The following is an 11,810-nucleotide window of genomic DNA, read 5'->3' as shown; positions in this document are numbered from 1 at the left end:
ACGCTCGAGGCCGTCGCGGCCGCGGCCGCGGCCTGCACGCGGTGCGGGCTGCACGCCAGGCGCACGCACTCGGTCCCCGGCGAAGGAGCCCCGCGCGCCCGCCTGATGTTCGTCGGCGAAGCGCCCGGGGCGGACGAGGACGCCCAGGGGCGGCCGTTCGTCGGCAGGGCCGGCCAGCTCCTCGACAAGATGATCGCGGGCATGGGGCTGGCGCGCGGGGAGGTCTTCATCGCCAACGTCCTCAAGTGCCGACCGCCCGGCAACCGCGACCCGGAGCCAAACGAGGTTGCCGTCTGTCTCCCCTTCCTGCACGCCCAGATCGCGCTGGTCCGCCCTGAAGTCATCTGCTCGCTCGGGAAGTTCTCCGCCCAGGCCCTGCTCGGCTCGAAGGAACCGATCGGCCGTCTGCGCGGCCGCTTCTTCGAGTACCGCGGCGTGCCGCTGCTGCCGACATTCCACCCCTCGTACCTGCTGCGCTCCCCGGGCGAGAAGGTGACCGCCTGGAAAGACCTCAAGCTGGTGATGGAGCGGCTGGGCCTGCGCCCCCCGGCGCAGCGCGCCGAGACGGAGGGCGGAGGGTGAGACGCGCGCCCGGGCCGACGGCAAAGGGCCTGGCGGTTGCGCTGCTGCTCGCCGCGGCCATGGTCGCGACGACCGCGAGGCCCGCGGGCGCGGCGGGACCGCTGCGCCTGACCGTCGCGTTCACCGGGGATGTCAGCGGCTACCTCGAGCCCTGCGGCTGAAGCTCCAGCCTCCTGGGCGGTCTGCCCAGGCGCGCCGCCTGGATCGCGCGCGAGCGCCGCGCCGGCACGCCGCTGCTGGTGCTCGACACCGGCGACGGCTTCCTCAGGCACCTCGAGGACGCGGCGAACGTCCCGCTCGTCGAGCTGACCGCCTCCTCGATGCTCACGGGGCTCGGCGCCATCGGCACGGACGCGGTGAACGTCGGGCGCGCCGACCTGCTGCTGCCGCCCGAGCTGCTCGCTCGCACCGCATCCGGCGCCGGGGTGCCGCTGGTCTCGGCCAATGTCGTCGACGCGGCGGGGAAGCCGCTGTTCCCGGGCTGGGTCGTCAAGGAGATCGGCGGCCAGCGCGTCGGCATCTTCGGGGTCACGGGCCCGGCGCCGCCGACGCTGGCCCGGCGGCCGGGGCCGGCCCCGACCGTCCAGGACCCCTTCGCGGCCGCGCGGCGTGCCGTCGCGGAGCTGCGGCCGACGTGCCGCCTCGTGATCGCCCTCTCGCAGCTCGGCCTCGAGGAGGACGAGCGGCTCGCCCGCGAGGTGCCGGGGATCGACGTCATCCTCGGCGGCCACACCCGCGCGCTCACGCCGGTCCCCCGCATCCAGGGATCGACGCTCATCCTGCACTCCGGCGCCAAGGGGATGCGGCTCGGCCGGCTCGAGGTGGAGGTCGCGCCCGGGGCAAGCGGCCCGTGGATCGAGCGCGCCAACGCCAAGGGCGCCGCCACCCGTGTCTACGCCTGGGAACTGGTGCAGCTCGACGCCTCCATCCCGGACGACCCGGGGCTCGCGGCGCTGCTTGAGCGCCACCGGGAGCAGCTGCGCGCGCGCAACCTCGCGGAGCAGGCGGCTGCTCCCCCCCCGGCGCCGCTGCCCGCCGAGCCGCCGTACGTCGGCGCCCCGGCCTGCGGGACGTGCCACCCCGACCAGCTGCGCGAATGGTCGGCCAGCGGGCACGCCCGCGCGATGGCGGCGCTCGTGCGCAAGAAGCAGGATCTCAACCCGGAGTGCGTGCGCTGCCACGTCACGGCCTTCGGCGAGCCCGGCGGCTATCTCCCGGGCCGGCGCGGCGGCGTGGACCTCGCCAACGTCCAGTGCGAGGCCTGCCACGGCTTCGGCCGCGAGCACCGCGGCAGGGGGCGGATCCGCGCCGGCGTCTCCGAGGCGATCTGTCGCCGCTGCCACACGAGCGAGAACAGCCCGACCTTCGCCTACGAGCCGTACTTGAAGCAGCTCGCCCCGCACGCGCAGCGCTACTTCAGGCGCCGCGCCGGCGCTCCTCCGAAACCGCCGGTTCCTTAGGAACGATCTTCAAGGACACCGGGCCTTTCGCCCGACGGGCGACACAGCCGGGCGCCGAGAAGGGTCCGGATGCAAGGCGGACGACGATCCGGCGACTGAGGCGGGCTGGTGCCCGCCGCAGGGAGGCGGGAGGAGTCCAACGCCGCAGACGGGCCCTTATCGGCGTCCGGCTAGAAGTGGTGGGGGCGCTTGGCGACCTGCGCTGACGCCGCCGCCACCGCCTCCCGCACCTGGCCCTCGATCGACGCGTCGTCGCCGGGGTGGTTGTCGTGGAAGGAGTAGACCTGGTAGCGCGGCGCGAGGCGGTTGAGGGCGAGCGCTGCGGTGTCGAGGATGCAGTCGCGGCAGCGGCACAGCTTCGGGTCCGCCGCCAGCAGCGCCTCGACCGCCGCCCAGACCAGCTCCTCGTTGCGGTTCTTCAGCTCGTCCATGTCGTGGAAGTCGATCAGCGCCATCTCTCTCTCCGTCGGGAGCTCCGGGCGTCCCCTTCCCCGCCCCCGGCCGCGCGGGGCGCGGGGGCCGCGTTGTCGCCAAAGAGCCGCCGGAAAACCGGCAGCAGGATCTCGAAGCACTCGTCCACCGCCCGCGGGCTCCCCGGCAGCGTGACGATCAGGCGCTCGCCGTTGAAGCCCGCCACGGCCCGCGATACCAGCGCGAACGGCGTATGGCGGTAGCTCCCCCAGCGCAGCGCCAGCGCGAGGCCGGGCAGGTCGCGCTCGATGAGCGGGGCCACCGCCTCGGGCGTCACGTCCCGCGGCGTGACGCCGGTGCCCCCCGTGGTGACGATGAGCGCGACCGCCGGGTCGCGCAGGAACGAGCGCAGCGCGTCGCGGATGTCGCGCACCGTGTCGGGCACGACGCACATCCCTGCCAGGCGCGCCGGGATGCGCCCGAGCAGCGCGGCCAGCGCCGGACCGCTCGCGTCCGTGCGCTCGCCGCGCGACGAGCGGTCGCTGGCCGTGATCACCGCCGCCCCGATCATCGTCGCCGTCCCTCCTTGCGTGCGCCCTATATACACCGGGGGCCGGACGCGATCAATCGCGCCGCCCCGGGCCGTCAGTGCCTGGCGAGCGCCTTGCCCGGGCCCTTCGCCTTCACCCGCCGCCGCTCGTGGCACCCCTGGCAGGGGTCGCCCCCGGCGATGTGCTCGGGCTTCGGCGGGCCGAACTGGAACTTGTGGTCGTGGATGCTGTAGCGCGTGCGCGTCGCGTCCAGCGCGGGCACGTGGCAGTCGATGCAGCCGGCCGCCTCCGGCGCGTGGTCGGCGTGCGCCCGCTGGTCCTTCTTGATCTCGAGGTGGCAGGTGCCGCACATCTCGTCCGGCGACAGGCGGTACTCCGGGTTCTTCCCCTCCTGGTCCGCCGTGGGCTGGCGGCCCACGGAGCAGACGTCGCAGGTCGCCCCGGTCAGGATGTTCATGCGCGAGATCGCGTAGAGGAACTGCCGGTGCCGGTCCTCGTACGTGTTGTCGCCCGTGTAGTTCGAGACGTCCTGTCCCGGCTTGGGGACGAGGCCGCGGTAGTAGCGCATCAGGTCCTCGCCGGGGCGGTACCCCACCGGGTAGCGGAAATTGCCGCTGCGGTCGTGGCCCGCGGTGTGGCAGGACTCGCAGATCATGTCGCGCCGCGTCTCGACGAGGACGCCCGGGTTGACGATCTCCGTCTGGTCGGTGCTCTCGGCGTGGCGCCGGCCCGGCCCGTGGCACCCCTCGCAGCCGGTGCCCAGCTCGAAGGAGCTGCCGTCGAACGGGTTGAGCCCCGTGACGTGGCACCCGGCGCAGTACTTGAGCCACGGGCGGTTGAACGAGCCCTCCCGCACCCAGGCGCCCGTCTGGATCGACCAGGTGTCGGGCACAACCATCAGCTCCTTCTTGCCCTGCACCAGGTAGCGCTGCGTCCAGTGCTCGCCGACCGAGCGCAGCACCTGCCCCTTCGGGAAGGGCTGGGTGTCGCCGTCGGTGAAGACGCCGCGGATGGCCTTCGGGTCCTTCGTCGCGTCACGGAAGTTGGTCGCGTGCAGCGTGAGCCGCCACTGCTCGAAGATCGCGCGGTGGCACTCGGCGCACTTCGCGGAGCCGACGTAGTCCGCAAAGACGGGCGCGCCCGAGCGCAGCGACTCGCCGTCCGCCGTGACGGGCCCCGCCGGGTGGCAGGCCAAGCACAACTCGCCGTAGGCGTTCGAGCGGCGCAGGAACCGCGTCGGGTAGCGCCGTCCCGGGCGCGCGAGCGTGGCGACCCGCTCGAGCAGGGTCTGCGGCAGGTACGGCCGGTCCGCCTCGGCCGGACCGTGCGGGTCGTGGCAGGTCGCGCAGGTGACGGTGTACGTGCTGTCCAGGTGCAGGTCGTCGGGTACGGCGCCTTCCGGGCGGATCTCCACCGGGTGCTCCTCGCGGTGGTGCTCGTCCTGGTGGCAGGTGCTGCAGAGGTTGACGATCGTGTCCTTGAAGGTCACCGAGAGGTGGTCGTCGCGGCCCCGCTGCGGCGCCGTCTCGTGGCAGTCGGTGCAGCGCGCCGGGTCCCGCATGAAGACGTGCGGGTCCGCCGGCGCGACGCCTGCGCCGCCGGCGCCCGGAGCGGCAAGCAGAGTCGCCAGGACGCTGGCGATCGCTGCCGCGCGGGCGGACCCCGCGGCGGGCCTCACGAGCCTGCGCGGCATCTCCCGGGCCGTCCGATCGGGCGCCGGGACGCGCCTCACGATTCGAACCACCCCGCGCTGCGGCCGAGGCCGCTGGCGAGGGCGTCGAGGCGCGCCGCCAGCTCGCGCAGGTCCTTCAGCGTCACTTCGCCGCCGCTGGAGCGGTAGTTCAGGTCGAGCGAGAGCTTCTGCAGGTCGCGCACCTGGGCCTGGAGCTGCTGCACGTGCGCGCGCAGCGGCTCGAGGGTCGCGACCGCCTCGGCGGCGGCACCCGTGCTCCCGCCGCCGGCGCCGGGGGCGGGGACCCTGCCGGCGCCGACCTCGTGGAGGAGGTCGTCAACGGGTCGGAGCGAGGCGAAGAGCCGCCGCGAGTAGCTCCAGATGCTCAGCGCGCTGCCGAGGACGGCGACGGCGAGGCCGGCCCCCGCGGCGACGGCCAGCCCGGGCACCACCAGCCGCGACGCGGCCTTGACGGTGTGGTGCGCCGAGAAGTAGTCCTTGGCCAGCTCCGGCGAGATGATCAGCCAAGCCAGCGCGGCCGCGCCGCCCCAGCAGAGTGCCTGAAAGAAGGCCAGCGCCGCCACGGCGCGCCAGTAGCGGCCGCCGGGGCGCAGGTAGGCCGGGTGCCGTCGCTGCTCCTGTCCCATGGCAATCGCGGAATTGTAGTGCCCCGACGGCCGCAGCGCAACCGGCGCGGACGCGGCCGGCGGCCCGGCGGCGGTGCCTTTTCGGCCCCCGCGCCCGTGTGCTATGGTCGTGCGGCGGTTGTCGGCGCCGGGCCGGAGGGTGGAAGGGACGTGTCGAGGGGGACGATACTCGTCGTCGAGAAGGATGCCTTCTACGCCTCCTTCTACGAGCAGCTCCTGACGCGCGAGGGCTACCAGGTCGCCCACGCCGAGAGCGTCGCCGAGGGGCTGCGCCTCTACCGCGAGCAGCCCTGCGAGGTCGTGATCTCGGACATGGTCCTCGGCGCCGAGGACGGCCTCGCCCTCCTCGAGGCGGTGCGCTCGGCCAACCCGCGCCAGGACGTCGTGATGATCACGAGCATGCAGTCGCTGCGCAAGGCCGTCGAGGCGCTCAAGCGCGGGGCGGCGGACTACCTGACCAAGCCGGTGGACGGCGACGAGCTGCTCCTGCTGCTGCGCACGCTCATCGAGCGCCAGACGCTGGACCGCGAGCGCTCGCGGCTGGCGGGGGAGAACGTCCTCTTCGCGGAGCAGCTGCGCGTGCACCGGCGCGGGCTGGAGCTGCTCGCGATGCTCGACACCGACCGGGTGATCGACCACTTCCTCGACCTGCTCGCCGGCGAGACCGGCGCGGCCTGGGCGGCGCTCTTCTTCCACCGCGAGGAGGACGACACCTTCGTCTTCGCGGCGCGGCGCGGCATCCACGACGTGCGCCTGGAGCGGCCGGAGGCGGGCTTCGCCACCCCGGCGCTGCGCGAGCAGTTCTTCCGCGGGCGGGCGGTCCTCGAAGACCGCGACGGCGGCCAGCACCCCGAGGGGTCGGCCGGCGGCGGACACCGCTTCCGGCTCCCGCTGCGGGTGGGCGAGCGGGTCCGCGGGATGGCGGTCCTCGGCCCGCGACGCGACGACGCACCGCACCGCGAGCACCAGGTCGCCGTCGCGCGCGCCATCGCCGAGAGCGGCGCGCTCGCGCTCGAGAACGCCCGCAGCTTCGCCCTGGAGGCCGCCCGCGACGTGCTCGACCCGGTGACCGCCACGTACTCGCCCGTCTACTTCCACCAGGCCGGCGAGAAGGAGGTCAATATCGCGCACCGCTACGGGCGCAGCTTCTCGGCCGTCGTCATCCAGCTCGACAACTACGGCGCGGTCAAGGCGGCCCTCAAGGAGTCCCAGGCGCGCCAGATGCTCAAGGAGTTCGCGGCAAAGGTCCTCGAGATCGCGCGCGAGACCGACGTGGTCTCGATGCTCGAGGAGGGACTGTTCGCGGTGATCGTGGCCGAGACCGACTACTACGGCTCGCTGATGTTCATGAAGCGGCTGCGCGCGGCGCTGCGCGGCACGGTCTTCTCCGTCGACCTGACGCGGGAGCTGCGGCCCCGGGTCGTGATGGGCGCGGCCAGCTACCCCCGCGACGGCGAGCAGCTCGTGGCCATCCTGCGCCGGGCCCGCGAGCGGCTCGCCCAGGACCGCGCGAGCCTCGTGCGCCGCCTCAATCTCGACGAGCGCTCCTTCTGGAACGCCTTCGCCCACCTGCTCGCCCTGGGCGAGACGCCCGAGCCGCCGCCCGTCGGCGACTGGCTGACCCTCACGGGCGGCGAGATCGACCAGGTGCGCAACCTCTTCCTCGAGGAGATCGGCCGCCTCGGCGGCACGCGCGGCCTCGTCTACCTCGGCGTGCAGAGCGTGGATTCCGGGACCTTCTCGTATTCCGGCTTCTCGCGCCTCGCCGGCTCGCGGACGTCGGTCTTCTGCCTCGGCGCGCGCGGGCCGGGGGGCTGGAGCCACCCCGAGATCACGCCGGTGTACCTCACCGACGAGCAGATCGCCGCCAACCGCTTCCTGATCTGCGTCACCGAGTACAGCTACTACGCCTGCCTCTGCCGCCCGGACGGGGCGGACGCCTGGCGCGTCTTCCACAGCGCCGACCCCTTCCTCGCCCAGGAGCTGGTGAGCAAGCTCCAGGAGCGCTACCTGCTCCAGCAGAGGGTCGGCTGAAGATGCCGCCGGCCGCCACCGTCCTCGTCGTCGAGAGCGACCTGGCCGTCCTCGGGGAGACCGAGGCGATCCTGCGGCGCGCCGGCCTGGACGTCGTCGTCGCCACCGACGGCGCGCTCGCGATCAACAAGGCGCTCGCGGCGCCCCCGCAGCTGATCGTGACCGCGACCGAGATGCCGCTGCTCGACGGCTTCAAGCTCTGCCAGCTGCTGCGCACCAACCCGCTCACCCGCGAGGTCCCGTTCGTCTTCCTCACGAGCCGCGAGACGACGGCCGCCGACCTCGGCAAGTACCTGCGCCCGGTCGACGAGTTCCTCAAGAAGCCGATCCGCGAGGAGGAGTTCCTCGCCCGCGTCAACGCCATCCTCACGCGCGGGCGCACGGCGCGCCCCGCCGCGGACGACCAGCAGCGGCTGCTCGGGACGCTGACCGAGATCAGCCTCATGGACCTGCTCCAGGTGCTGCGGATGAACCGGCGCTCCGGACTGCTCGAGCTGGAGCTCGACGGGCGCCGCGGCACGCTCTTTCTGAGCGAGGGCGAGGTCATCGACGCCGAGGTCGGCCGTTTCCGCGGCGAGAAGGCGTTCTACCGCACGCTCGAGTGGGAGGGCGGGAAGTTCGAGTTCCGCCCGCAGCCGGTCGGGGTGCGCCAGCTCATCCGCCGGCCCGGGGAGAACCTGATCCTCGAGGGCCTGCGCCAGCTCGACGAGGTCCGGCGGCTGCGCGCCACGCTCGCCCCGCCGGGCACACGCCTCGAGCTGGTGCGGCGCTTCGAGGGGCCGCCGGAGCGCCTGCGGCCGGCCACGCGCGAGGTGCTCAAGCTCCTCGAGTACTTCACGAGCCTCGACGACGTGCTCAACCAGAGCGCGCTGCTGGACCTCGAGCTGTGCTCGACCCTGCAGGCGCTCGTGGAGCGCCGGATCGTCGCCGTCGTCGCCGTGGCCGAGGCCCGCGAGGAGGGCGCCGTCAAGCCGCTGCTCTCGCTCGAGGAGGCGCTCAAGCTCAGCTACGAGCTCGGCGTCGGCCGGGAGGAAGGCCAGCGCTCCTGGAGCGGCAAGGTGCTGCTCGTCGCCGACAACGGCCGGCTGCTGCGCCGCTTCCTCGAGGGGCTCTCGCGCCTCAAGGAGTTCCGCATCGACGCCTCGGTCGTCTTCGGGCAGGGCGACGCCGCGCCGCTGGGGCCGGTGGGCACGCTCCAGGTGCTCGAGGGCACCGCGCTCGTGCTCTACGCGCTGCCCGGCGGCCGCGGCTACCGCCCGCTCTGGGAGTCGCTCGCCACGGGCGCCGTGGGCGGGATCGCCCTGACGACCGCCTACCCGCCGCTGCCGCCGTTCGGCGTCACCTGCGACACCGTGCTGCGGCTGCCGTTCCTGGTCGCCGGCCCGGGGCTGCGGGCGCCGGCGGAGGTCGCCGCCCCCGCGGCGGGCGCCCCGACGGTGCGCTGGGGCGTGGCCGGCTACGCCGAAGGCGACGAGGCGGGCCACCACGCCGCGTTCCGCGCCTTCTTCTCGCTCATCCTGCAGAAATAGCCGCGGTGCGCCGCCGCGGCGGGCCCTAGCGCCCGCGCCGACGCACGCCCTCGCCCGTCATCGGCACGAAGCGCACGGGGACGACGCTGCGCCGCTGGAGCCCGGCCTCCGTCTTCGTGCAGACGACCAGCTCCTGGTAGTACGAGCCGACGGGAAGGACGAGGCGGCCGCCGATCTTCAGCTGGTCGATGAGCGGCTGCGGCACGTGGTCGGGCGCGGCGGTGACGACGATCGCGTCGAACGGCGCCGCCTCCGGCCACCCGAGGTAGCCGTCGCCGGTGCGCACCCGGACCCGGCCGTAGCCGAGCCCGGCGAGCGTCGCGGCCGCCCGCTGGGCGAGCGGCGCGAGGATCTCGATCGAGTAGACCTCGCCGGCGAGCTCCGCGAGCACCGCAGCCTGGTAGCCGGAGCCCGTGCCCACCTCGAGCACGCGCTCGCCGCCGCGCAGCGCCAGCAGTTCGGTCATCAGCGCCACGATGTAGGGCTGCGAGATCGTCTGCCCCTCGCCGATCGGCAGGGGGTGGTCCTCGTAGGCCTCGGCGGCGAGTTCCGGCGGCACGAAGCGGTGGCGCGGCACCGCGCGCATCGCGGCGAGCACGCGCGGGTCGCGGACGTCGCGCGCGGCGATCTGCCGGGCGACCATCTCCTCGCGCAGCGCCGCGAAGCGCTCGCCGTCCGTCATCGCCGGGGCGGACCGGCCGCGCCCGAGGACGGCGAGCGCCGCGAGGCACAGGGCGAGGGCCACGGCGGCACTCGAGGACACGACGCGCACGGGGGCCACCTCCAGGATCCTCCGATACCGGACAAGATACGCCCCGGGCGGTCCGGGTGCAAAGTGCGTGGTGGCCGGCGGGGCGCCCGCCGAGCCCGCCGCGGCCTCAGGCCCCGTCCGGGTGCCCCGCCGGCGGACGCGCGGCCGGCTGCCAGCCGGTGACGCGCTTGTACTCGGCGATGACCGCCTCGCGCACGGCGCGGCGCGCCTCGCGGGTCAGCGGCACGACCAGCTCCACCAGCCGCTCGCGGCGGACGCGCTGGGCCGGGAAGCCGACGAAGAGTCCGCGGCTCTCCGACTCCACCACGCGGAGTCCGCGCACGAGCAGCGCGTCGTCGATCTCGATCTCGGCGTAGGCGAGGGTGCGCCCGCCCGCCTCGCGCGTCTCGAAGGGGAAGATGCGGACGGCGGTGACGTTCACCGGGCCGGCACCCCCTCGTCCACCTCGGGGAACATGGCCGCGCGGTCGCGCCCGCCCGCCTTGGCGGCGTACAGCGCGCGGTCGGCGCAGCGCACAAGATCCTCGCGCCGGCGCGCGTCGTCGGGGCAGGTCGCCGCGCCGATGCTCACGGTGAAGCGAAAGTCGCCCGAGGGGCCCGGGACGCGCAGCGCGCGCACGGCCTTGAGCACGCGCTGGGCGGTGGCGCGGCAGCCGCGCCGGTCGGTGCCGACGAGGATCACGGCGAACTCCTCGCCGCCGTAGCGCGCCACGAAGTCCACCCGCCGCGCCAGCCGGCCGAGCTCCGCCGAGAGCGCCTTGAGGACGGTGTCGCCGAAGGGGTGCCCGTGCGTGTCGTTGACCCGCTTGAAGTGGTCGATGTCGAGCAGCAGCAGCGACACGGCCTCGCGGCTGCGGTCGCCGCGCTCGATCTCCTCCTGGAGCCGCTCCTGGAAGCGCCGGTGATTGTAGAGACCGGTCAGCCCGTCCGTCACCGCGAGACGCTCCACGGTCTGGTGGAGCTGGGCGTTGGCGATCAGGGTCGCGGCCTGTGCGGCGACGGCCGAGAGCACGTCGAGGTGCTCGGCGTCGAAGCTGCCCGGGCGGTCGGCCGCGAGCACCCAGACGCCGAGCAGCCCCTTGGGATGGCGCAGCGGCAGGGCGAGCAGCGAGCGGATCCGCTCCTGCCCGGGCGCCCCGGGGACGACCTCGACCCCGCGGTGGCTCTCCTTGAGGTCGGTGAAGAGCACGGCGCGGCCGTGCGTGGCGACGTAGACCGGGATCATCCGCCCCGAGAGGGGGATGGCCACCTCGGGGCGCTCCTCGGCGAGGAAGTGCCGCTGCTCGCGCAGGACCAGCTCGCGCCGTTCCCGGTCGACCGTGAACAGCGCGCAGCGGTCCGCCGGGACCAGCTGCATCGTCAGGTCGGACATCACCCCGAGCATCTCGTCGATCTTCAGCGTCGCCGAGAGCTTCTGGCTGATCGCGGCGAAGGTCTCGAAGCGGTCGCCGCGCCGGATGCGTCCGGCCGCGACGCCCGCGCTCTCGAAAAGCACGCCGATCTCCCCCGCGAAGCCGGCCAGCAGCCGCTCGTGCTCGCGGGCGAAGGCCCCCGGCTCCGCGGCGTCGGCCAAGAGCACGCCCCGCAGCACGCCCGCCTCGCTGACGGGGACGGCGACGACCGACGGCGACGGCGTGCCGTCCGTGTAGAGCGGCGGCTGCAGCGACCCCGCCGGCAGGTTCGTGAAGAGCGCGGGGCGGCGCGTCTGGGCGACCTGGCCGACGATCCCCTCGCCGCGGCGCAGCTCCACGGCCCGGTTCACCGGCTGGCCCGCCTGGCGCGACGATCCGTCCCCGCGGTCCCGGCGCGCGTCCTCCGGGTGCGCGCGCCGCAGCACGAGACGCTCGCCGGCGCCGGCCAGCAGGAACAGGACCACGCTGCGCGCGCCCAGCGCCAGGGACGCCAGCCCGAGGACGCGGTCGAGGTTCTCGTCCATCTCGACGACGGCGCTCATGCTGCTGGCCTGCCGCCCCTCCGGCGTGAGGTTGCGCACCTGCGCCTGCCGGCGGTCATCGCCGCGCGCGCTCAGCCCCTCGGCCTCGCTGCGCAGCAGCTCGTGCCCGCGGATCTCGTCGCGCAGATCCAGGCGCTCGCGGTGCCCCGCCGCGAACGCCGCCGCCGCGGCCGTCGCCACCGCGCCGAGCAGGACGCTG

Annotated in this window: 12 protein-coding genes; 5 read left to right on the top strand and 7 right to left on the bottom strand. The window is 74.3% G+C overall.

Features of this window, described 5'->3' with window-relative positions:
- The 3 genes from VI078_14255 to VI078_14245 form a co-directional block, all read left to right on the top strand.
- On the top strand, positions 1–582 hold a 582-nt coding region (locus tag VI078_14255; protein ID HEY6000447.1), incomplete at its 5' end, for a uracil-DNA glycosylase.
- The gene (locus VI078_14250) at positions 579–743 is read left to right on the top strand and encodes a hypothetical protein (GenBank protein HEY6000446.1); all 165 of its coding nucleotides are present in this window, start codon (positions 579–581) and stop codon (positions 741–743) included. The genes VI078_14255 and VI078_14250, both read left to right, overlap by 4 nt.
- A 78-nt stretch (positions 744–821) precedes the next feature.
- A complete protein-coding gene (locus VI078_14245; GenBank protein ID HEY6000445.1) occupies positions 822–2,042 on the top strand; it encodes a multiheme c-type cytochrome in 1,221 nt (406 codons plus the stop codon).
- 170 nt (positions 2,043–2,212) lie between these two features.
- On the opposite strand, the gene VI078_14240 is transcribed toward VI078_14245, so the two are convergent.
- The 4 genes from VI078_14240 to VI078_14225 all read right to left on the bottom strand — a co-directional run bounded on the left by VI078_14240 (position 2,213) and on the right by VI078_14225 (position 5,323).
- Positions 2,213–2,497: a late competence development ComFB family protein gene (locus VI078_14240; GenBank protein ID HEY6000444.1), complete on the bottom strand. Its 285-nt coding sequence runs from the start codon at positions 2,495–2,497 to the stop codon at positions 2,213–2,215.
- On the bottom strand, positions 2,488–3,024 hold the full coding sequence (locus VI078_14235; protein ID HEY6000443.1) for a MogA/MoaB family molybdenum cofactor biosynthesis protein: 537 nt from the start codon (positions 3,022–3,024) through the stop codon (positions 2,488–2,490). Before VI078_14235 ends, VI078_14240 begins: the two co-directional genes overlap by 10 nt.
- A 74-nt stretch (positions 3,025–3,098) precedes the next feature.
- Entirely contained in the window at positions 3,099–4,697 is a 1,599-nt protein-coding gene (locus VI078_14230) for a multiheme c-type cytochrome (protein ID HEY6000442.1), read from the bottom strand.
- Between the two features lie 35 nt (positions 4,698–4,732).
- Positions 4,733–5,323 (bottom strand): hypothetical protein, encoded by a 591-nt coding sequence (locus tag VI078_14225; GenBank protein ID HEY6000441.1) that lies wholly within the window; start codon positions 5,321–5,323, stop codon positions 4,733–4,735.
- 150 nt (positions 5,324–5,473) lie between these two features.
- On the opposite strand from VI078_14225, the gene VI078_14220 reads away from it, so the two are divergent.
- Positions 5,474–7,357, top strand: coding sequence for a response regulator (locus VI078_14220; protein ID HEY6000440.1), 1,884 nt, complete (start codon positions 5,474–5,476; stop codon positions 7,355–7,357).
- 2 nt (positions 7,358–7,359) lie between these two features.
- Positions 7,360–8,886 (top strand): DUF4388 domain-containing protein, encoded by a 1,527-nt coding sequence (locus VI078_14215; protein HEY6000439.1) that lies wholly within the window; start codon positions 7,360–7,362, stop codon positions 8,884–8,886.
- A gap of 25 nt (positions 8,887–8,911) precedes the next feature.
- On the opposite strand, the gene VI078_14210 is transcribed toward VI078_14215, so the two are convergent.
- From VI078_14210 to VI078_14200, 3 genes are all read right to left on the bottom strand, one after another.
- Positions 8,912–9,568: a protein-L-isoaspartate(D-aspartate) O-methyltransferase gene (locus VI078_14210; GenBank protein ID HEY6000438.1), complete on the bottom strand. Its 657-nt coding sequence runs from the start codon at positions 9,566–9,568 to the stop codon at positions 8,912–8,914.
- Positions 9,569–9,764: 196 nt separating this feature from the next.
- Positions 9,765–10,079, bottom strand: coding sequence for a SpoVG family protein (locus VI078_14205; protein HEY6000437.1), 315 nt, complete (start codon positions 10,077–10,079; stop codon positions 9,765–9,767).
- Positions 10,076–11,810 (bottom strand): diguanylate cyclase (locus tag VI078_14200; protein HEY6000436.1); only part of this gene is annotated, 1,735 nt, incomplete at its 5' end. The genes VI078_14200 and VI078_14205, both read right to left, overlap by 4 nt.

The sequence above is a fragment of the bacterium genome (assembly GCA_036524115.1).
GTDB lineage: Bacteria > JAUVQV01 > JAUVQV01 > JAUVQV01 > DATDCY01 > DATDCY01.
This window is presented reverse-complemented; position numbering and strand designations above follow the sequence as displayed.

Coding starts and splice junctions, on each gene's coding strand:
- VI078_14240 (HEY6000444.1), bottom strand. CDS start 2,497: ATGGCGCTGATCGACTTCCACGACATGGACGAGCTGAAGAACCGCAAC.
- VI078_14235 (HEY6000443.1), bottom strand. CDS start 3,024: ATGATCGGGGCGGCGGTGATCACGGCCAGCGACCGCTCGTCGCGCGGC.
- VI078_14230 (HEY6000442.1), bottom strand. CDS start 4,697: ATGCCGCGCAGGCTCGTGAGGCCCGCCGCGGGGTCCGCCCGCGCGGCA.
- VI078_14225 (HEY6000441.1), bottom strand. CDS start 5,323: ATGGGACAGGAGCAGCGACGGCACCCGGCCTACCTGCGCCCCGGCGGC.
- VI078_14215 (HEY6000439.1), top strand. CDS start 7,360: ATGCCGCCGGCCGCCACCGTCCTCGTCGTCGAGAGCGACCTGGCCGTC.
- VI078_14210 (HEY6000438.1), bottom strand. CDS start 9,568: ATGACGGACGGCGAGCGCTTCGCGGCGCTGCGCGAGGAGATGGTCGCC.